Here is an 18,603-nt window from a genome sequence, read left to right as displayed (position 1 = left end):
CGGCACGTGCGCTGCGTTAGCGCTTGAGGTTGGTGAGTTCCTGCAGTACCTCGTCGGAGGTGGTGATGATGCGGGCGTTCGCCTGGAAGCCGCGCTGGGCGACGATCAGGTTGGTGAACTCCTGCGACAGGTCCACGTTGGACATCTCCAGGGCTCCACCGGTGAGCGAGCCCAAGCCGGCGGAACCGGGAGCGCCGAGTTCGGCGGTGCCAGAGTTGAAGGTGGCCCGGTATCCGTTCGAGCCGGTCTTCTCGAGCCCGCCCGGGTTGGTGAAAGTGGCGAGGGCGATCCGGCCCAGCGCCTTCTGCTCACCGTTGCTGAACAGACCGATTAGAGTGCCGTCCTTGCCGAACGTGTAGGACTCGAGCGAGCCGGGGGCGCTGCCGTCCTGCGACTTGACCCCCACAGTGCTGATACCGGCCAGGCCGTTCAGCGCGCTGAGGTCCACGGTGATTCCGCCGGCGGCGGGGTCACCGATGACGAGTGAGCCGCCGGACGTCACGACGTTGCCGGTGAAGCCCAGCGTGGTCGTTGCCGCAGTGCCGCCATCGGTACCCGAGACACCCCAACCGCTGCCCGTCGCAGCCTTGGTGAAGGTTAGGGAGACCGTTCGGGCAGCACCCGAGGCGTCGTAGACCTTGATGTCTCGCAGCAGCTGCGTGCCTCCGACAGCATCAGAGGGCAAGGTGCCGCTCATCGCGACCGAACTCGTCGCCTTGCCCGGAACGACCGCGTTCAGCGGCAGGGACAGGTCCCCGACAGCGCCGCCCTCGTTGACCACGCCATCCACCGCGCCCCAGCCCTGCACGATCGCACCCGACGGGGTGACGAGGCGACCGGCGGAGTCGAAGTCGAAGGAGCCGGCCCTGGTGTAGATGGTCTCGCCGCCCTGCTGGGTGAGGAAGAACCCGTCGCCGGAGATGAGCATGTCGGATGCCTTGCCGGTAGCCTGCGACGACCCCTGCGCGAAGTTGGTGGCGATGCCGGCGACCTGCACACCGAGGCCCACCTGTGCCGGGTTGGTGCCGCCGGTCGTGGCGCCCGGGCCGCCGGCGCCCTGGGTGAGCTGCGAGAGGGTGTCCTGGAACTGGGTGGCCGAGCCCTTGAACGCCGTGGTGTTGACGTTGGCGATGTTGTTGCCGGTGACGTCGAGCATGGTCTGGTGGGCGCGAAGGCCGGAGATGCCGGAGTACAGGGAGCGAAGCATGAGTGCTGCCTTTCAGAAGGTGATGACGGAGTAGGGATGCGGCGACCCCGCCCGGTTTGCGGGAGTGTGTCGCGTTGGTGCAGATCGAGCTGGCGAGTGGCGGGCTCGCTGGGTGCGGGCGCGGAGCCGGATCACCCGGTGGGGGCGGTCACCCCCGAGATCGCGTCGAGAGCCACGCTGGCCGTGCCGACGGTGACCTGGGGCACCGGGCCGGCGTAGGAGACCGCTGACGCGATGCCGGTGACGCTCGCGCCGGTGGCATCCGTGTAGGTGACGTTCTGTCCGACGAGAGCGGCTGCGGCCGTGCGCATCTGCAGCGAGAAGTTCTCGTCCGCGGTGGTGGACAGCGCGGTGAGTTTCTCCATCATGGCCAGCTGGGTGGTCTGGGAGATCATCTGGTTGGTGTCCATGGGTGAACTCGGATCCTGGTTACGCAGCTGGGCCACCAGAAGCGACATGAAGGTCTCGGAATCGAGAGTCTGCTTGGGAGTGCGCACCGGTGTCGTCGAGTAGAGGCTGGCTCCGGCGCTGGAGTCTGCGGCTGCGGTGGACACGGAGCCGACGGCGTCGATTGTCATGGGATCTCATTTCTGGGAGGCTGCGTGCGGAGTGAGCGGCGGGGTGAGGTGCTGCTGGGCGGTGGGTCAGGCGAGAACATCAACACGTCCCCTGGCCAGGTCGGATCGGGTCGGGTCAGCCGCGGCGTCCGCCGTATCCGCGCCGATCGGCGGGGACCGCAGCCACTGGTCGGGTGCACCGGATTCCCGGCGGCGGTCCTGGGCTCCGCGCGGATCTCCGCCGAGCGCCGCGTTGCCCTGGCCGGGCTGGTCGGCGGCGGGGCGGTCCTGCCGGCCCGACGAGCCGGCATCGCCGGGCTGGCTGCGCGTGGAGACGTCGAGGCTCGCCGACAGTGCGCCGCCGGCAAGGTCGCGGCGCAGGTCGGGCAGGATGAGCCGCAGGGCGTCCCGCGCGACGTCGGTGGGGGCGAAGAGCTCCAGACGGATGCCAGTGGCGCTGATCTGCGCCCGCACCAGGACCGGCCCGAGCTCATCGGGGGTGACGCTGATCGACATGGTGTGTTCGCCGGGTCCGGCGGCCGCCAGGGTGAACAGCGGACGGGCCACCTGGCTCGCCAGCGGCGCCGGAACGGCAGGACCGGTCGAGGGCGGCAGCGCCGGGGCACCGGCGGTTGAGCCGTTGACGGGTACCGCGGCCACCGGCCCGGAGGCGGCCGCCAGAGTGAGGCCGGCCGCTGGTGCCTCAGCGCCAGCGGGTTCGTCTGTAGCCGCACCGGGCGTCCGGGGCGACCCCACGGCACCGGCGGCGCCGGCGGCAGTATCGGTCGCCGCAATCGCCGTCGTGCCAGCACCGGTGACTGCAGTCGCCGTCGCGGCAGGGCCGGTCGTTGCGGTGCCGGTCGCTGCAGTGCCGGTCGCGGCAGCCGCGGTGCCGGCAGAGGCGGTCGCGGCAGAGGCGGTCGCGGCAGGGGCGGTCGCGTCGGTGGTTGTCGCGTCGGTGACTGTCGCGTCAGTGGTGGTCGGAGCAGTGTCGGTCGCTGCGGCCGCGGTCAACGAGGTCCCGTTCGCGGCAGGGGTGGTCTCGGCAATGATGGTCGCGGCAGCGGCGGTCGCGGCACTAGGGGTCGCGGCAGTGGCGGCCGTTGCGGTCGCGATCAACGCGGCCCCGTCCGCGGCGGTGCCGTTCGCGGCAGTTCCGTTCGCGGCAGTTCCGTTCGCGGCAGTTTCGTCCGCGGCAGTGCCGTTCGCCGCGGTGCCGATCGGGGCGATGCTGGTGTCGGTGCTCCCGGTAGTAGCGGGTGCTGCGTGCCCGGTGGCGGCGGTTCCCGCCGGCTGGCCCAAGGCCGGTGCCATCGGCGCAGCGGGGCCGGCTCCGGATCCGACACCGGCATCCCCCGCTCCGACCGCGGCGACGATGCCGGGGCCGATCGGGGTGGCGCCGGGATCGGCAGGTGAAGCCGACGCTTGGCTCATCCCGCCCGGCAGGGCTCCGGCCACGGCCGAACCTGATCCCGGCTGAGGTGACGCGACGATTGCGGAAGATACCGACGGCGACCCTGTGGGAAGGGACGCGGCAGGCGCAGACGCGAAGGGTTCGTCGTTGAGTTCAGCGTCGTCGCCGGGTTCAGTGTCGCTGGGTTCGGTGCGGCTCGCGGATGCGGTTGTGGTGGGTGAGGGCCGGGTGGGCACGGGCCTGCTGAGCGCGGTGCCACCGCTGGAAGGAACACCGCTACGGACAGCTCCCCCGGGCCCAGCACCGCCGGGGCCTGCAGAAGCTACGCGACGTGCCCCAACCGATCCGGCGCCGGATTCCGGACCGGACGCGGCACCGCGCAACGCTCCCGCGAACGCGTCGGCGCCGACGGCGGGATCCGGCTGGGAACCGCGGGACCCGCGACCGGGGGCGACCCCGGGCGCTCCCGGGGAACGAGGGAACTGCGTGGGCGCGGTCACGAGAGCAATCCAGACAGGGACAGTGCCGAAGCGGACGAGGAGCCGGTGGACGCGCTGCCGTTGGACGCGGCGCCGTTGAACATCGACGCGAATGCCGCCGTGAGCAGGTCGGTGGAGCTCGATGCCACGCTGGCGGTGGCCGCCTGATCGGGGATCACCCGGCGGATGGTGGTGATCTCGGAATCGTCCATGTAGGCATCCACCTTGCTGACCGTGCGCCCCTCGTATGGCGCGTGGATCACCTGGTTGTTGCCGGCGTAGATCAGGATGTGGTCGCCGCCGCCGGTGACGATGAGGTCACCGGGCTTGGCCTCGGCCAGCGACGCCACCTCGGTGCCGATGGTCATCTGCCCGGACACCAGACGGGGCACCTCGATGCCGAGGTCGGCGTAGACGCGTTGCACGAGACCCGAGCAGTCCATTCCGGTGCTGTCCTCGCCGCCGAAGACGTATGGCACGCCCAGGTACTTCTCCGCCGCCGCGACGACGCCGGCACCGGTCGCTCCCGAGCCGGCTGCGCCGGTGGTCGGGGCTGTCGTGCCGGTGGCCGCGGCGAGGGCATCGGCGAAGCTGGTCGCGGAGACTGACGACCCGGCCCCACTGCCGGCCGTGACGCTCGTCGCTCCGGTACCGCCGGCGACAAGGTCGTTGAGCTGCACCAGCCTGGCCTGAATCTCGCCCATCCGGCCGAGCGCTTCCACCATCGTCATCGCTTCTCCCCCGTTGGTGCCCCGGTGCCCGACGAAGCGGTGCCGGCTCGTTCGTCGCCCAGCCGTCGGTGCCAGCCGGTCGACGCTATCTCGTCGATGATGGTCTGTTCGGCGTGCAGGTCTTCGGCCGCGGCCAGGTCGCCGTGGCGCCCCTCGAGCTTCTCCAGGCTCACGGCGGCGGACTTCCTCGACTCGAATTCGCGTTGCGCGTCGACGACGCCCTGCTGGGCGACCGCGTCGAGGGCCGCGAGTTCAGCCAGCATGCTGCGGGATGACGCCCGGGCGGCGGCGATCGCGTAAAGGGTGTCGGCGCCGGTGGCGCTGATCGGCAGGTGCTCCAGCGCGGCACGGGTCTCGTCGATGCGGGTCGCGGCGGCCCGTAGCCGTGCATTGGCGACGGCGAGGTCGCCCGCGGCCTGGTCCTGCTGCAGGTGGCGCAGGCGCAGCAGGCCGGCGAGAGAGAACTGGCGGGTCATCGGGCACCGCCCAGCAGCCGGGCCAGCGCGGCGAGTCTGTCCCAGGCCTCGGCGGCCGGGGTGTGCTCGTCCATCCGCTGCTGCAGGAACGCGGTGATGGCGGCGTCGTGCTCCACGGCGGCGTCGACCAACGGGTTGGTGCCGCGGCGATAGGCGCCAACGTCGAGCAGGTCCTGTGCGGCGCGCCGGGCGGCGAGCACCGCACGCAGGGTGCCGGCCACGGCGGCCTGCTCAGGCGTCGTCACCCGTGAGGCCACCCTGGAGATCGAGGCGAGGGCGTCGACAGAGGGAAAATGGCCGAGCACGGCAAGTTTGCGGTCGAGCACCACGTGGCCGTCGAGGATGGACCGGGCGGCGTCGGCGATGGGTTCGTTGTGGTCGTCGCCGTCGACGAGCACAGTGTAGATGCCGGTGATGGAGCCGGCCTGGTCGGTGCCGGCCCGTTCGAGCAGGCGGGCGAGCAGTGAGAACGTCGACGGCGGGTAGCCGCGAGTGGCGGGCGGCTCGCCCACCGACAGTCCGATCTCCCGCTGGGCCATCGCCACCCGGGTCAGCGAGTCCATCATCAGCATCACGTCGGCACCCCGGTCGCGGAACGACTCGGCGATGCGGGTGGCGACGAACGCGGCCCGCAGGCGCATCATGGCCGGCTCGTCCGAGGTCGACACGACGACGATCGACCTGGCCAGTCCCTCGGCGCCGAGGTCGTCCTCGAGAAACTCGCGCACCTCGCGCCCGCGCTCGCCCACCAGGGCGATCACCGACACTTCGGCATCGGTGCCGCGGGCGATCATCGACAGCAGCGACGACTTGCCCACGCCGGAACCGGCGAACAGGCCCATCCGCTGGCCCTTGCCCACGGTGGTGAGGGTGTCGAGCACCCGTACCCCCAGCTGCAAGGGCGACTGGATGCGCGACCTCGCCATGGCGGACGGGCTGGCGTGATCAAGGGGCACCCGCTGCTCCACGACGAGTGGTCCCTTGCCGTCGATGGGACGGCCGAGCCCGTCGATCACCCGGCCCAGCAGGCCGGAACCGGTCGGGACGAGGAAGCCGGTGCCGCCGCCACCGGCACGCACGGGGTCGCCGACCCGGATGCCGGTGAGCCTGGCCAACGGCATGCAGCGCATGCCATCGGGGGTGGTGGCCACGACTTCGGCGTCAACGCCCCCGGCACCGGTGCCTGCCTGCGATCCGGGTCCGCCGATCACGACGAGGTCGCCGATGGCGCCGTTCAGCCCGCGCACGTCCACGCTCAGGCCCACGATCGACGCGACCACGCCCACCCGCTCCGGGCGGGCCGCCGCCAGGGCTCTGGCCAGGCGGTCGGTGCTGTCCGGCCTAGTGAGGGTCATGACACGCCTCCGGCCAACGCCGCCCTTGCCCGCTGCAGGGCACTGCCGATGCGGGCGTCGAGGTAGCCGTCGGGAAACTCGCTGACGGCGTCGCCGCGGGACAGGCTCGCATCCGCCACCAGGGTGACGCCAGACCCGGCCAGCGCGGAGCCGTCGAGTGCGGAGCCGTCGAGGGCAGCGAGGTCGTGCGGGTTCAGCCGCACAGTGTGACCGAGAGACCCCGCTGCCCCGTCGGCCCGGGTGCGAGCCAGCGCCGAGCGCACCGCGGTCGCCTCGTCGGCGAGAGCGTGGCCGATGATCGCCTCGGCCAGGTCGATGGCGGCGCCGAGCAGGGTGTCTTCGACGTCGTGGAGCACCGGCACGGTACGGGTCTCGAGCGCGCGGACCACGGCGTTGAGCACCTCCAACGTGCGGTCGCGCTGCCGGCCGGCGGCCTGCATCAGCTCGGCATGCTCGGCCTCGAGCGTGGCCACCCGCGCGTCGACGGCCGCCGCCGCCGCCCGCAGTCCCTCGGCGTACCCGGCGGCGTGGCCTCTGGCCTGCCACTGGCGCTCGACCCTGGCGCGGTCGTCATCGCGTCCGATATTCCCCCCGGCGTCGGCGAGGGTGGGAAAGACCAGCGCCGAGAAGTCGGCATCCGGAACCCCAGCGCCGGTGCGTGCCGCGCTAAACAACGAAGTCATCCTCGTCGGCGCGCTGCACGGTGATCGCGCCCTGAGCGGCCAGGTCGCGGATGGACCGCACGATGGTGGCGCGGGCCTCCTCCACCTGCGAGACCCGCACCGGTCCGAGGCCGATGACCTCGTCGTTCAGGATCTCCCGGTTCCGCTCGGAGAGGTTGCGCTGGATGATGTCGACGACCAGCTCGGTGGACCCCTTCATGGCCACGGCCAGCACGGCGGCGTCGATGCCGCGCAGCACCAGCTGCACATCGCGGTTCTCCAGCTTGATGATGTCGGCGAAGGTGAGCATGCGGGAGCGCACCTCTTCGGCGAGCACCGGGTCGCGTTCATCCAGCGCCTCGAGCAGGGCCCGTTCGGTGTTGATGTCGGCGCGGTTGATGATCTCCACCAGCGGTTGCACACCGCCGACGACCTCGGCGGAGTCCCGCGACGCGGCGACGGCTCCGATGCGTTTCTTGAGGATGTCGGTGACCACCCGCACGGCCTCCGGCGTGGCCGGTCCGGTGGAGGCGATGCACTGGGCGACATCGGTGCGTACCGGGCCGTCCAGCCCGGAGAGGATCGCGGAGGCGTGTTCCGGACGCAGGTGGGCGAGCACCAGGGCGATGGTCTGCGGCAGTTCGCCGTCGAGAAGCGCGAGCACCTGCATCGAGTCGACGGTGTCGAGGAACTCGAATGCCTTGCCGGCCATGGAGGTCGCCACCCGGCTCATCACGCCGGCCGCCCGCTCGGCGCCGAAAGACTTCTCCAGCAGTCCGACCGCGACGGCGTGACCGCCGCGCGGGTTGCGGGCGCCGATGGTGGTGAGTTCGTGGAACTCGGCTACGGCGCTGTCCATGACCGACGCGTCGACCCGGCGCAGCTGCACGATTTCGGCGATGATCTCGGCCGCCTCGACCTCGGAGAACTGCTTCATCACCTCTGACGCGCGTTGCTGGTCCATGGTCATCAGGACCACGGCCACCTTCTGGGTGCCGGTCAGGCCGGTCTTGGCGTCCATCATGCGGGCTGCCGATCGTCCATCAGACCGCGCAGCATCTCGGCCGCCATCTGCGGGTCACGCAGGGCAAGGGCGTCGATGTCGGCCACCCGCTGGTCGCCGCCGCTGGGCAGGGCACCGCCGCCGGCGACCGGGTAGACCTCGGTGGGCGTGGAGTCGATGAACAGTGGCGCCATCTGCGGCGGCAACGACAACGGCACCGTCGGCGCATCCAGCGCAGACCGCGCCTGCACCAGGTCACTCAGCTCGATGGCCTTGCGGCTCTGCCGGCGTGAGCGCCTGGCGTAGAGGATCAGCCCGAGCACAAAAGCGACCACGGTGCCGGCCACGATCAGCCCCACCTGCAGGATGCCGGCATTGCGGGCGGCCTCTTCGGCCGCGGCGGCCTCGGCCAGCGCCGCAGCCGCGGCGTCGGCGCCGGCGGCGTTGAAGCTCACGACCTCCACGGTCACGGCGTCTCCCCTGGCTACGTCGATGCCGGCGGCGGAGGACACCAGGCTGGTCAGGTCGGTCACGTTGAGGTCTTCGGCGACCGCGGCGTTCACCGCCACCGACACCGTCTGCCGGTTGATCTCCCCTGCGGGCACCGTGCGCGTTTCGGTGACCTTGTTGATGGCGTTGTTACGGGTGGTGTCCTCGCTGGTGAAGGTGCCGTCCGCCGTGGTCTCGGCCGGCACGGCGATGTTGTCGGGTCCGAGCACACCGGCCGCGGCATCCCCGGCACCGGAGTAGGACTCTGTCGTCACGGCCTCGTTGAGCGCCGGGGCGTTCTCGGGAACCGCGAAGGTCTCCTCCACGACCTGGGCGCTCTGGTTGCTCATATTTGCGGCGACCACGACGGTGGCGTTGCCGGGGCCCACGACCTTGTCGAGCATGGCCTGCACCGAACCGCGCACCCGTTCCTCGTAGTCGCCGGCCTGCTGGCCGGCCGACCCCGTGGCCCCGACGCCCACGGCGGAGAGCACGACGCCGGCCGCGTCGATGACCGCGACATCCGTGGGCTTCATGCCGTCGATGGAGGCGCTGGTGAGGTGCACGATGGCCTGCACCTGCTCGGCGTTCAGGGTGACGCCGTTCCGGGTGCCCACGAAGACGGATGCGGTGGGATCATTGGTCTTCTCGGTGAACACCGTGGCCTCGGGGATCGCCAGCCGCACCGAAGCGGTCTGCACACCCTTCATGGCCTCGATGGTCGCGGCGAGTTCGCCCTCGAGGGCCCGCTTGTAGGTGACCGACTGCTGGAACTCGGAGGCGGTGACCCCCATGGTGTCCAGCAGCGAGTAGCCTCCGGTGCTCGACGTCGGCAGGCCGGCGGCGGCGGATTTGAGCCGCTGGTCGTAGACGTCGGCCTCCGGCACCAGGATGGTCGCTCCCCCGTCGCTCAGCTCGTAGGCGACACCGTCGGTGCGCAGCTGCTCCACGATGGTGTTGGCGTCGGAACCGCTCAGTCCCGAGTACAGCGGGGTGTACGCCGGTTGGGTGGCCCACATCGTGAGCGCGGCGGTGCCCAGGGCGAGCACGGCGACCCCGATGATGGCCATGGTGCGCTGGGCGACGGTGAATTCGCGGACGGCGTTGCCCAGGCGACGGAACACCGAGGTGATCTGAGCGGGCATCAGGCCTGCATTCTCATGATGTCGTTGAACGCTTCGACGCCCTTGTTGCGCACGGCGGCGACGAGCTCAAGGGTGACCGCGGCGCGTGAAGACGCGATGGTGGCGGTGTGGATGTCGTCCAGGTCGCCCGTGACGGCCTGGATGGCGTAGCTGTTGGAGGTGGACTGCAGCTGCTGGAGGTTGTTCACCGCGCCGGTCAGGGCGCTGGCGAAGCCGGTGTCAGAGGATTCGGTGGCGCCCGTGGCCGTGCTGGCGGGCAGGTACGACGTGGCGCTGACGGCGGGCGCGGCACCGATGGCGGGGATGGTCATCAGTTGCGTCCGATCTGCAGGGCGGCTTCATAGGAGGTCTTGGCCCGGTCGATGACCGCGGCGTTGGCCTGGTAGCCGCGCTGGGCCATGATCAGCTCGCCCATCTGTTCGGCCATGTCGATGTCGGGGCGGCGCACGTAGCCGTCGGCATCCGCGATGGGGTTGTCGGGTTCGTAGACGAGCAGGCCCTCGGCGTCGCCCAGCGCGGCGCCGGCCACGTAGGCACCCGAGACGCCCTCACCCTCCTGGGCGACGATGTACCGGGCCTGGAAGGCATCCCCGGAGGTGGCGGTCGCGGTGTTGGCGTTGGCGATGTTGTCGGCGACAGCGTCGAGCCACTTGCGGTGCAGGGTGAGACCGGTGCCGGCGATGCCGAGAGCGTCGAGGCCCATCAGCTGGTCCGGAGCGCTGCGCGCATGCTCGAGTCGGCGCCCGCCACGGCCTGGGCGGCGAACTGGTAGCGCAGCACGGTGTCGATGTTCGAGACCGTTTCGGTGTCGAGGTTCACGTTGTTGCCGTCGAGTCTGGTCGGCTCCAGCGAGCGTGCGGTGCTGGCCGCGGTGTGGCCGTCGCCGTCCCGCACCGACTGGGCGAGGGCGTCCTCGAACGAGACCCGCTGGGCCTGGTAGCCGGGGGTGTTCACGTTCGCGATGTTGTTCGCGATGGTGCGCTGGCGCAGGGCCAGTCCGTCCAGGGCGCTGGTCAGCGCCGCGGTGGTCACGGATTCAATCACGCAGGGGCCCGATTCGTCGTCAATGTGCCGGACGGCCGATCCGTGGCCTGTGATGAGCAATCCGTGCTCATCCGTAGCTATCGGCCGTCGACGAGCGTTCGTTAGGACGTTTCGGGATATTTGTCAGGGAATCTGTCAGAAATTCTGCCGGGTCAGCCCGCGATATCCAGATAGACCGGCTGGTCGGAGAGGTGGGTGGAGAGGATGGTGCGCACGGCGGCCAGGTGGGCGCCGGCGGAGCGGCGTGCATCCTCGATCTCGCGGATCAGTTCGAGCTGGCCGGTGAGCAGCACCCGCGCCCGTTCCTCGAGTTCGCGCGGGAGCTGGCCGATGTGTTCGGGGGCACGCCACTGCACCCCGGTCACGAGTTGGCCGCCCTGGGCGGAGAGCACGGCGTCCCGGGCACCGCTGCCCAGGCTGGTCTCCAGCTCGTCGAGCACCTGCAGCCATTCGGCGTTGCTGGTGCGCGGCTCCCCCGGCGCGGCGAGGCCCGAACGGGTGCTGTGGGGCCGGGCGCTGCTGGAGTGGACCTCAGGCGACTCCACGGTAGCCCTCTCCGCTCGCCGCGGTCGGCGTCGCCGGCAACGCAGCGGCCGCTTCGTGCCAGGCCTGACGCAGCGGCTCGAGCAGAACGATGCTCTCCCGGGTGCGGGCAACGTCACGGTGGATGTTCGCACCGATCAGCGCGTTCGAGACGTAGGTGTAGATGGCGAGCAGCCCGTCGGCTCCGTCCCACGCGGTGACGTTGAGCGAGGTGGTGAGTTCGTCGACGATGGCCTGGGCGTGCAGCAGGTTCTCGGAGGCGATCGGCCAGTTCTCGCCGTCCTGGGCGGCCTCGGCGCGGTCCAGGTCGAGCATCAGCCTGTCGTAGAGCATGGTGAGCAGGCGCACCGGCGTGGCCGACAGCACGGCCTCACGGTTGAGCTGGGCGCGTTTGGCCTGTGCGGCGGCCAGCTGGGCCGCCGAAGGCTGGGCTGACTGCTGTGGCATCGAAAGCTGGTGGGGTGGGAACAGTGCGGTGGTCATCAGCTGGAGCTCCCTGTGTAGGTATCGGGTAGTGAATTGATCTGCGAGGTGAGCCAGGAGGACTGCGTTTTCAGCTCACCCAGCCTGGATTCCATGGCCGTGTAGACCCGTTCGAGCGAGGTGCGTTTGGCCGTGAGCCTCAGGTCCCAGTCGCTGATCTCCAGGCCCATCGTGCGCACCTGGGACTGCTGGCTGGTGATGGTGGTGGTGAGGGTGCCGTCGTATTTGTCCGATGCCGTCGCCGCGGCCGACGCGACCCGGCCGGAGATCTCCTGCACGGTTTTCATCACGCCGGCCGGGTCCTTGGCCAGGGCAGCGGCGAACTTCTCGGCGTCGAATTCCAGGGTGCCGCTCTTGGTGATGCTGATGCCGATCTCCGACGGGGAGCGCCCGTCCACGGGCATCGACGCGGCGGTGAGCAGGTTCTGGTTGACCGTGCGGATGGTGCCGTCGCCGGCGAAGAGCCCGGCGGTGGTGACGCTCTTACCTGTGGAGTCGGTCGTGGTCGACACGGCCGACCGGTTGGTGATGACGGCGAAGATGTCGTTGAGGCCGCTGACGAGGCCGCCGGCGATCTTGGTGATGGCGGCGTCGTCCCGTGTCACGGTGAGCGTGACCGGTGTGGTGGAGACCGCTTGGACGGTCACATCCAGGCCGGGCAGCAGGTTGGTGAAGGTGTTGCTGCCCGAGGTGATCGTCTGTTCGGCCGTGGTGCCTGCCCACAGCGTGACCTGGGCATCCTGGGCGGCCTTGACCTGGGTGGTCGGGACCGTGCCGCCGGTGAGAGTGAAAGACGCGGCGGCGCCGGGGGCGGCACTGCTGAACTGCACGCGGAAGCCGTCGGCGCCCACGGCGACCTTGGTGGCGGTGATGCCGAGCCCGGCCGCGTTGACGGCGGTCACGACGTCGTCGAGCGATGTGGAGGCCGGGGTGAGCACGGTGGCTTTTCCGGCCGCGTCGGTGAGGGTGAGGGTGGCGTCGGGCCAGGCGGTGAGCGGCCCGGTGACGGTGACCTGGTTCTGCGCGAGCCGGCCGACGGTGATGTCGAGCACGCCGGCGGCGGCGCCGGTGCTCGTGGTCGCGGTGACCTGGCTGGAACTGCTGGTGGCGGTGTAGAGGTCGTAGCTGGCGGGCTTTGCGGCTTTGGTCGCGGCATCGGCGAGGGCGGCGACCTGGGTGTTCAGACCCTGCACGGCGGTGGTGTAGTTCTGGGCGGCCGTGACCTTGCCCTTCAGCAGGGTCTGCGGGATCGCTTCGACAGCGATGAGGTTGTTGATCAGGGTCGTGGTGTCCTGGCCGCTGATCAGGCCATCGATGGAGAGTCCCATGGCGCCGTGTCCGTTCCGTTGTCTGCGGGTGTGCGAGTGGCCGGCGGCCCGCTCGGTCTGAGGTCCAGGTCAGATCGTGCGTGCCACCGGCCGATTCCCGGTCAGTCGACTCTGCGGCTTTTGGGCCGGTCGGTCGGTCAGTCCGTGATTTAGCGCAGCAGCGAAAGAACGCCCTGGTTGGACTGGTTCGCCTGCGCGAGCATGGCGGTGCCGGCCTGCGACAGGATGCTGGAGCGGGTGTACTTGACCATTTCCTCGGCCATGTCGGTGTCGCGGATACGCGAACCGGCAGCGGTCAGGTTCTCCTTGGAGACGGCGAGGTTGCGGATGACGCTCTCGAACCGGTTCTGGTCGGCACCGAGCGAGGCGCGCGAGGTGGACACAGCGGTGATGTGGCCGTCGATCGTGTTGATCGTCGCGAGTGCCGCTGCGGAGTCGGCGAAGCCGGCTGTCGCGAGTCCGGAGACGGCGGTTCCGATGGCGGAAACGTCGGTGAGCTTGACGTCGATCTGGTCGGCTGCGGCGGTGCCACCGGCGCCGATCTGGAACGTCAGGTCGGTGGTCGCAGCCGCCGTGTTGAGCAGCTTGGTGCCGTTGAAGTTGGTCGACTCGCTGATGCGGGTCAGCTCCAGGCCCAGCGCCGTGACCTCGGTGGCGATGGCGTCGCGGGACTTGGCGTTGTTCGAGCCGTTACCGGCCTGAACGGCGAGGTCACGAACGCGCTGCAGAATGGTCTGCACCTCGCTCAAAGAACCTTCAGCGGTCTGGATGACCGAGACGGCGTCCTGGGCGTTGCGGCTGGCGACCGTGAGGCCACCGACCTGCGACTTCAGTCCCTCGGAGATGGCCAGACCGGCCGCGTCATCGCCTGCGCGGTTGATGCGGAGGCCGCTGGAGAGGCGTTCGAGCGACTTGGCCATGTCGGTCTGGGTCGAAGCCAGGTTGCGGTAGGTGTTGTTCGCCGCGAGGTTGGTGTTGATCTGCATACCCATGATGTGTTCCTCCGTGATTGGGTGGTGTGCGCCGGCCCATCCATGGGCTGACACTGAGACCTATCGGCCCCACCCCGCGGCGCGTTAGCCGTTGCTGGAGAAAAGTTCGCGGCTGTCGAGCGTGACCGCCTCCGCGTGGGCGATATCGGTGACGCCGGCCAACCCGTCGACCGTGTAAGCCATGGGAGCGGCGGGGGCCGCGGAGAGGACGGGAACTGCGGCCGGCATCCTGTCGTGCGCCAGGTGGGCCATGCCGAGCATCGCCTGGTCGGCCATCCGCGATAGGTAGGCGCTGCGGCGAGCCGGCGCCACGGTGGACTCCGGTACGAAGTCGGCCTCCGCGTCGTCCGCGTAGTGGGTGCCCAGGCCGTCACGCAACAACCGGATGGCCTCCGAGCGTTGCTGGGACACGGCGGAGTGGGTGATGCCGAGGCTAGCTGCGATCTCCTTGACCGAGCGGTCCTCGAAGTAGACCTGCTCGATGATCAGCCGCATCCGCTCGGGCAGCGCAGACACGCCCGCTCGCAGGTAGGCGAGTCGCTCGGCAGACAGCAGGGACTCCTCGGGGAGCACGGTGTCGGCGACGAGAAACTCGGCGGTGCTGTCGTCGAGGGTGCTCAGCGTGCGCTCGGAGTCGGCCAGGCCGGCCAGAGCGGTCTCGCGGTCCACGCCGAGCGCGGAGGCGATCTCGTCGACGGTGGCGCTGCGGCCGAGCGCGGAGGCGAGGGTCTCCTGCACCTGGCGGGTGTCCTTGATGCGGCGGCGGGCCATCCGGGTGGCCCAGTCGTTGGAGCGCATCTCGTCGGCGAAGGCGCCGATGATGCGGCGGCGGGCGAAGGCGCCGAACGGCACGCCCAGGTCCGGGTCGAACGCGTCCGCGGAGGTGATCAGGGCCAGAGAGCCGGCCGAGGCCAGGTCGTCGCGGGAGAGGTGGCGAGCCTTGGCCCAGACTTCGGAGACGAGATAGCCGACGAGGGGCAGGTTGTCGACGACAAGCCGGTTACGTTCCGAACGGTTCAACGGTTGCCCTCCTGGTTGGTGCCGGCGTTGTTCTCGCTGACGGTGAGCGCAAGACTGGTTCTGCGCTTCACTGCCGGGTAAGCACGCGTGGGGGGTGACGTCGTATCAAGAGCGCAAACAGCCCGCCGGAACAGGGGTTCGGGTCCCGTTTCGGTGTGTTTTCGCCTAGCTATTACGGTAACAACCGCGCTTGTTGATTCTGGCGTAGGCGTGCCCCCAGAACGGGGCTTACGGTGTCCTCTCTTTAGAGGACTCGGCCACCGGAAATCGGGTCCCGCGTGCGCGGTGTGACCAGAATGCCGCTAACCAACCGGGAGAACCGGCCGATAGTACCCCCGAACGAGCATGGGCTCGTACGATGGACCATCGGGTTTTCAACAGCGGGAGGGCAGTGACGACATGGGCGCCAATGAACTGTCCGCCCTGCTGTGGCGCGAACGTGAACTGCTCGAACTGCTCGTTTTCAAGCTCGACGAGGAACAGCTGTTGCTCAGCGCCGGCCGCACGCGCTGGATTCAGCACGCCACCCGCGAGGTGGAGCAGGTACTCGAGCTGGTGCGCGAGGCCGGCCTGGGCCGATCGGTCGAGGTGGCCGCGGTCGCCCAGGAGTGGGGCACCTCACCGGACGCCACGCTGAGCGAACTGGTCCAGCAGGCGCCCGCCGGCCCGTGGGGCGACATCCTCACCGCGCATTTGACGGCCATGACCGAGCTGATCGCGCAGATCCGCAGCCTGCGGGACGTGAACGAGCAGTTCCTGCGTTCGGCCGCGCGTTACACCCAGGAATCCCTGGCCGGCGTCGACGCGCAGGCCACCACCTACGATTCCCGCGGTGCCTCCGGGGCTCAGAGCGCCGGTGCCCGACTCTTCGACCAGAGCCTGTGAGACTTCCGCGATGACTCCACCACTGAGGACCCCATGAGCACATTCGGCGGGTTGAACACCGCATACTCCGGACTCGTCGCGGCACGCGCCGGGCTCGACGTGGTGGGGCAGAACATCGCCAACGTCAACACCGAGGGCTACACCCGCCAGCGGGTGACGACCTCCGCCACCAACGCCGCAGCGCGGGCCGGCCTCGTCGCCTGGGGCGCGACCCCCGGCACAGGAGTATCCGTCGACGGCATCGCGCGCCTGGGCAGTGCCACCCTGGATGCCAAGGTTCGGGCGACCGCCGCGACCGCCGGCTACACCGCCGTGCGCGCCAATGCCCTCGGCTCGGTCGAGAACTCGCTCAAGGAACCCGGCGTCAACGGGCTTTCCCACCAGCTGCAGGAATTCTGGGCGGCCTGGCAGGATCTGGCCAACGGGGCCGACCCCGCCGCATCCGCCGGGCTGCTGCTCGGCGAGGCCGGCCAGCTCACCAGCCAGATCACCGCCGGATACCGCGCCGTGACCGACGAATGGGCCGTTGTACGCGGCAGCGCCGATGCGCTGGTCACCGAGGTCAACGGGGCCGCGGCGCAGGTGGGCGAGCTCAACGGCATCATCCGCCAGACCCTCGCCTCCGGCGGGTCGGCCAACGAACTCATCGACAAGCGTGACGCGCTCACCGCCACGATCTCCGCCATCACCGGGGCCAGCGTGCGCCCCCAGGCCAACGGCACCGTAGACGTCCTGATCGGCGGAAACCCCCTGGTATCCGGTACCGACGTGCAGACCCTGGCGGTCGTCGGTCCCACGACCATGCCCACTGCATCCGATGCCACCAACGCGGTGCGCGTGGTCTGGACCCACCGCCCCGAAACCGTCGGGATCGATGGCGGCGAACTTGCTGGCGCACTCTCTCTGCTGGGACCCGCGGATTCGGCCGGTACCGGCGGCGCGCTTGCCCAGGCCGCGGCTTCGTACAACGGATTCGCAGTGCATCTGGCCGACACCGTCAACGGTATCCACCTGGACGGGGTCACCAGCACCGGAGAGCCCGGCGGGAAGTTCTTCGAGTACGTCAACGGCAATGCCGCCGCATCGCTGAGAGTGGTACCCACGAATGCCGACGAGATCGCCGCTGGCGCCGTCGGTGCCGGGGCAGCCAACGGCGCCAACGCCGACAAGATCGCCCAGCTCGGTACCACGCACGCGGTGGACAAGGATGGGCTCCCGGTCTCCTCCCCCAACTCGGTCTGGTCCGAATTCGTCACCAGGCTCGGCGTCGCCACCGGCATCGAACTCGCCCAGGCATCGTCGGCGAACCTGTCGGCCACAGCCGCGGTCACCCTGCAGCTGTCCAACTCCTCGGTCGACATCGACGAGGAGAACGTCAACCTGCTGACCTTCCAACACGCCTACCAGGGCGCCGCCCGGGTGATGACGGCCGTGGACGAGATGCTCGACACCCTGATCAACCGCACCGGACTGGTGGGAAGGTAGCCGATGATCCCCCGCGTGACCAGCCAGACCCAGATGCGCGCTGCCCAGGCCAATCTGCAGGCCAGCGCCCAGCGCCTGGCCCAGCTGCAGGAGCAGTCCTCTTCGCTGAAGACCATCAGCCGGGCCTCCGACGACCCCGCCCGCGCCGCCAACGCCCTCGCGGTGCGTGCCGAGCAGCGTGCCACCGCCCAGTACACCCGCAACGCCGACAACGGCAACGGCTGGCTGACCGCGCTGGACACCGCGCTCGGCGCGAGCACCACCATCCTGAACCGGGTGCGCGACCTCACCGTTCAGGGCGCGAACGCCGGCACCATGTCGCCGGCTGCCAGGGAAGCCATCGCCCTGCAGATCGACGGCCTCAAACAGGACCTGCTCAGCCAGGCCAACGCGACGCACCTCGGCCGCACCGTCTTCGCCGGCAATTCCGACACCGGCGTGGCGTTCACCGACGCTGGCGTGCACAGCGGCGGATCCACCCCCGGGGTCGACCGGCGCGTAGGCGCCGATAGCACGGTGCGGGTGGATGCCGACGGCGCCGCCGTCTTCGGCAGTGGCCCCGACTCGATCTTCGCCCTGCTCGCGACGGTCTCGGATGCCTTGCGCAACTCGCCGGCGACGGTGTCGAGCCATCTGGGCGCCATCGACACCGCCCTGAACAGGGTTATCGCCGCCAACTCCGACGTCGGCGCCCGGCAGACCCGCATCGAAAGCGCCACCGCCGCACTGGCCACCCAGAAGGGCACCCTCGAGGCACAGCGGGTACAGCTCGAGGATGCCGACCTGGCGACGGTGATCCTCGACCTCAAGCTGCAGGAGGTCGCCTACCAGTCCGCCCTCGCCGTCACCGCCCGCGTGATTCAACCGACCCTGATGGACTTCCTTTCATGACCGCCACCCTGAGCTTCCTCTCCCCGCCGCCCGGACTGGCCCCGCTGACCGACTTCCAGCTGCGCGAGATCACCGGCGCCGCCGGACTGTTCGCCCTGCAGTCAGCCATCGACGAGCACACCCGGCTGTTCGTGCTCGACGCGTCGGTGTACCTGCCGGACTACGCGCCCGTGATCTCCGACGAGCACGCCAGGGCCCTCGACCTCGCCGCACCAGAGCAGGCGATGGTCCTGGTGGTGACCAACCCGGGCGAGACCGGCACGACCGTGAACCTGATGGCTCCCATCGTGGTGAACGCCGACACCGGCCGGTGCGCCCAGATCATCCTGGACGGCCAGGATTGGCCGCTCCGCGCCGAACTCACCCCACGCGCCGCGCCGCAGGACCTGCAGGACCCTGCCGTCTAGAACGAGC

21 protein-coding genes are annotated in these 18,603 nt (G+C 69.9%); 4 read left to right on the top strand and 17 right to left on the bottom strand.

The genetic code is table 11. The annotated features are described in order from the left end of the window. Positions 1–16: 16 nt before the first annotated feature. From B7495_RS07365 to B7495_RS07285, 17 genes are all read right to left on the bottom strand, one after another. Positions 17–1,207 carry a flagellar hook protein FlgE gene (locus B7495_RS07365; protein ID WP_088456001.1) on the bottom strand — a complete coding sequence of 397 codons (1,191 nt, stop codon included), beginning with the start codon at positions 1,205–1,207 and terminating at the stop codon, positions 17–19. A 131-nt stretch (positions 1,208–1,338) separates the two neighbouring features. Further along, positions 1,339–1,785: a flagellar hook assembly protein FlgD gene (locus B7495_RS07360; protein ID WP_088456000.1), complete on the bottom strand. Its 447-nt coding sequence runs from the start codon at positions 1,783–1,785 to the stop codon at positions 1,339–1,341. 66 nt (positions 1,786–1,851) lie between these two features. Further along, positions 1,852–3,414: a flagellar hook-length control protein FliK gene (locus B7495_RS19250; RefSeq protein WP_151199557.1), complete on the bottom strand. Its 1,563-nt coding sequence runs from the start codon at positions 3,412–3,414 to the stop codon at positions 1,852–1,854. 260 nt (positions 3,415–3,674) lie between these two features. Next, the gene (locus tag B7495_RS07350; protein ID WP_088455998.1) at positions 3,675–4,388 is read right to left on the bottom strand and encodes a C40 family peptidase; all 714 of its coding nucleotides are present in this window, start codon (positions 4,386–4,388) and stop codon (positions 3,675–3,677) included. Further along, positions 4,385–4,864, bottom strand: a complete 480-nt coding sequence (locus tag B7495_RS07345; protein ID WP_088455997.1) for a hypothetical protein — start codon at positions 4,862–4,864, stop codon at positions 4,385–4,387. Before B7495_RS07345 ends, B7495_RS07350 begins: the two co-directional genes overlap by 4 nt. Continuing rightward, positions 4,861–6,219, bottom strand: coding sequence for a FliI/YscN family ATPase (locus B7495_RS07340; RefSeq protein WP_088455996.1), 1,359 nt, complete (start codon positions 6,217–6,219; stop codon positions 4,861–4,863). Before B7495_RS07340 ends, B7495_RS07345 begins: the two co-directional genes overlap by 4 nt. Next, positions 6,216–6,893 (bottom strand): FliH/SctL family protein, encoded by a 678-nt coding sequence (locus B7495_RS07335; protein ID WP_121678481.1) that lies wholly within the window; start codon positions 6,891–6,893, stop codon positions 6,216–6,218. The genes B7495_RS07340 and B7495_RS07335 overlap by 4 nt, the downstream gene beginning before the upstream one ends. Beyond that, complete coding sequence (gene fliG / locus B7495_RS07330) at positions 6,886–7,905, bottom strand: flagellar motor switch protein FliG (protein WP_370028236.1); 1,020 nt, start codon at positions 7,903–7,905, stop codon at positions 6,886–6,888. The genes B7495_RS07335 and fliG overlap by 8 nt, the downstream gene beginning before the upstream one ends. Then, positions 7,902–9,518: a flagellar basal-body MS-ring/collar protein FliF gene (gene fliF, locus B7495_RS07325; protein WP_088455993.1), complete on the bottom strand. Its 1,617-nt coding sequence runs from the start codon at positions 9,516–9,518 to the stop codon at positions 7,902–7,904. Before fliF ends, fliG begins: the two co-directional genes overlap by 4 nt. Beyond that, positions 9,518–9,829 carry a flagellar hook-basal body complex protein FliE gene (gene fliE / locus B7495_RS07320; protein WP_088455992.1) on the bottom strand — a complete coding sequence of 104 codons (312 nt, stop codon included), beginning with the start codon at positions 9,827–9,829 and terminating at the stop codon, positions 9,518–9,520. The genes fliF and fliE overlap by 1 nt, the downstream gene beginning before the upstream one ends. Beyond that, a complete protein-coding gene (locus B7495_RS07315) occupies positions 9,829–10,221 on the bottom strand; it encodes a flagellar basal body rod protein FlgC (RefSeq protein WP_088455991.1) in 393 nt (130 codons plus the stop codon). The genes fliE and B7495_RS07315 overlap by 1 nt, the downstream gene beginning before the upstream one ends. Further along, positions 10,221–10,562: a flagellar basal body protein gene (locus tag B7495_RS07310; RefSeq protein WP_088457967.1), complete on the bottom strand. Its 342-nt coding sequence runs from the start codon at positions 10,560–10,562 to the stop codon at positions 10,221–10,223. The genes B7495_RS07315 and B7495_RS07310 overlap by 1 nt, the downstream gene beginning before the upstream one ends. A gap of 152 nt (positions 10,563–10,714) precedes the next feature. After that, on the bottom strand, positions 10,715–11,107 hold the full coding sequence (locus B7495_RS07305) for a hypothetical protein (protein ID WP_088455990.1): 393 nt from the start codon (positions 11,105–11,107) through the stop codon (positions 10,715–10,717). Then, a complete protein-coding gene (fliS, locus tag B7495_RS07300; RefSeq protein ID WP_088457966.1) occupies positions 11,094–11,552 on the bottom strand; it encodes a flagellar export chaperone FliS in 459 nt (152 codons plus the stop codon). The genes B7495_RS07305 and fliS overlap by 14 nt, the downstream gene beginning before the upstream one ends. Before the next feature lie 35 nt (positions 11,553–11,587). After that, positions 11,588–12,916 (bottom strand): flagellar filament capping protein FliD, encoded by a 1,329-nt coding sequence (fliD, locus tag B7495_RS07295; protein ID WP_088455989.1) that lies wholly within the window; start codon positions 12,914–12,916, stop codon positions 11,588–11,590. Positions 12,917–13,065: 149 nt separating this feature from the next. Continuing rightward, complete coding sequence (locus B7495_RS07290; protein ID WP_088455988.1) at positions 13,066–13,908, bottom strand: flagellin; 843 nt, start codon at positions 13,906–13,908, stop codon at positions 13,066–13,068. Positions 13,909–13,992: 84 nt separating this feature from the next. Further along, positions 13,993–14,928, bottom strand: coding sequence for a sigma-70 family RNA polymerase sigma factor (locus tag B7495_RS07285; protein WP_088455987.1), 936 nt, complete (start codon positions 14,926–14,928; stop codon positions 13,993–13,995). Between the two features lie 399 nt (positions 14,929–15,327). On the opposite strand from B7495_RS07285, the gene B7495_RS07280 reads away from it, so the two are divergent. The 4 genes from B7495_RS07280 to B7495_RS07265 are packed head-to-tail and all read left to right on the top strand — an operon-like array spanning position 15,328 to position 18,596. Continuing rightward, positions 15,328–15,813 carry a flagellar protein FlgN gene (locus B7495_RS07280; protein WP_088457965.1) on the top strand — a complete coding sequence of 162 codons (486 nt, stop codon included), beginning with the start codon at positions 15,328–15,330 and terminating at the stop codon, positions 15,811–15,813. Positions 15,814–15,846: 33 nt separating this feature from the next. Then, on the top strand, positions 15,847–17,298 hold the full coding sequence (flgK, locus tag B7495_RS07275; RefSeq protein WP_088455986.1) for a flagellar hook-associated protein FlgK: 1,452 nt from the start codon (positions 15,847–15,849) through the stop codon (positions 17,296–17,298). A 15-nt stretch (positions 17,299–17,313) separates the two neighbouring features. Then, positions 17,314–18,189: a flagellin gene (locus B7495_RS07270; RefSeq protein WP_240632440.1), complete on the top strand. Its 876-nt coding sequence runs from the start codon at positions 17,314–17,316 to the stop codon at positions 18,187–18,189. After that, positions 18,186–18,596: a flagellar assembly protein FliW gene (locus tag B7495_RS07265; protein WP_088455984.1), complete on the top strand. Its 411-nt coding sequence runs from the start codon at positions 18,186–18,188 to the stop codon at positions 18,594–18,596. Before B7495_RS07270 ends, B7495_RS07265 begins: the two co-directional genes overlap by 4 nt. Positions 18,597–18,603 lie beyond the last annotated feature (7 nt).

This window comes from Cryobacterium sp. LW097 (genome assembly GCF_002205495.2).
Taxonomy (GTDB): Bacteria; Actinomycetota; Actinomycetes; order Actinomycetales; family Microbacteriaceae; genus Cryobacterium; species Cryobacterium zongtaii.
Note: the sequence above shows the minus strand (reverse complement) of the source record. Positions and strands in the feature narration are given on the sequence as shown.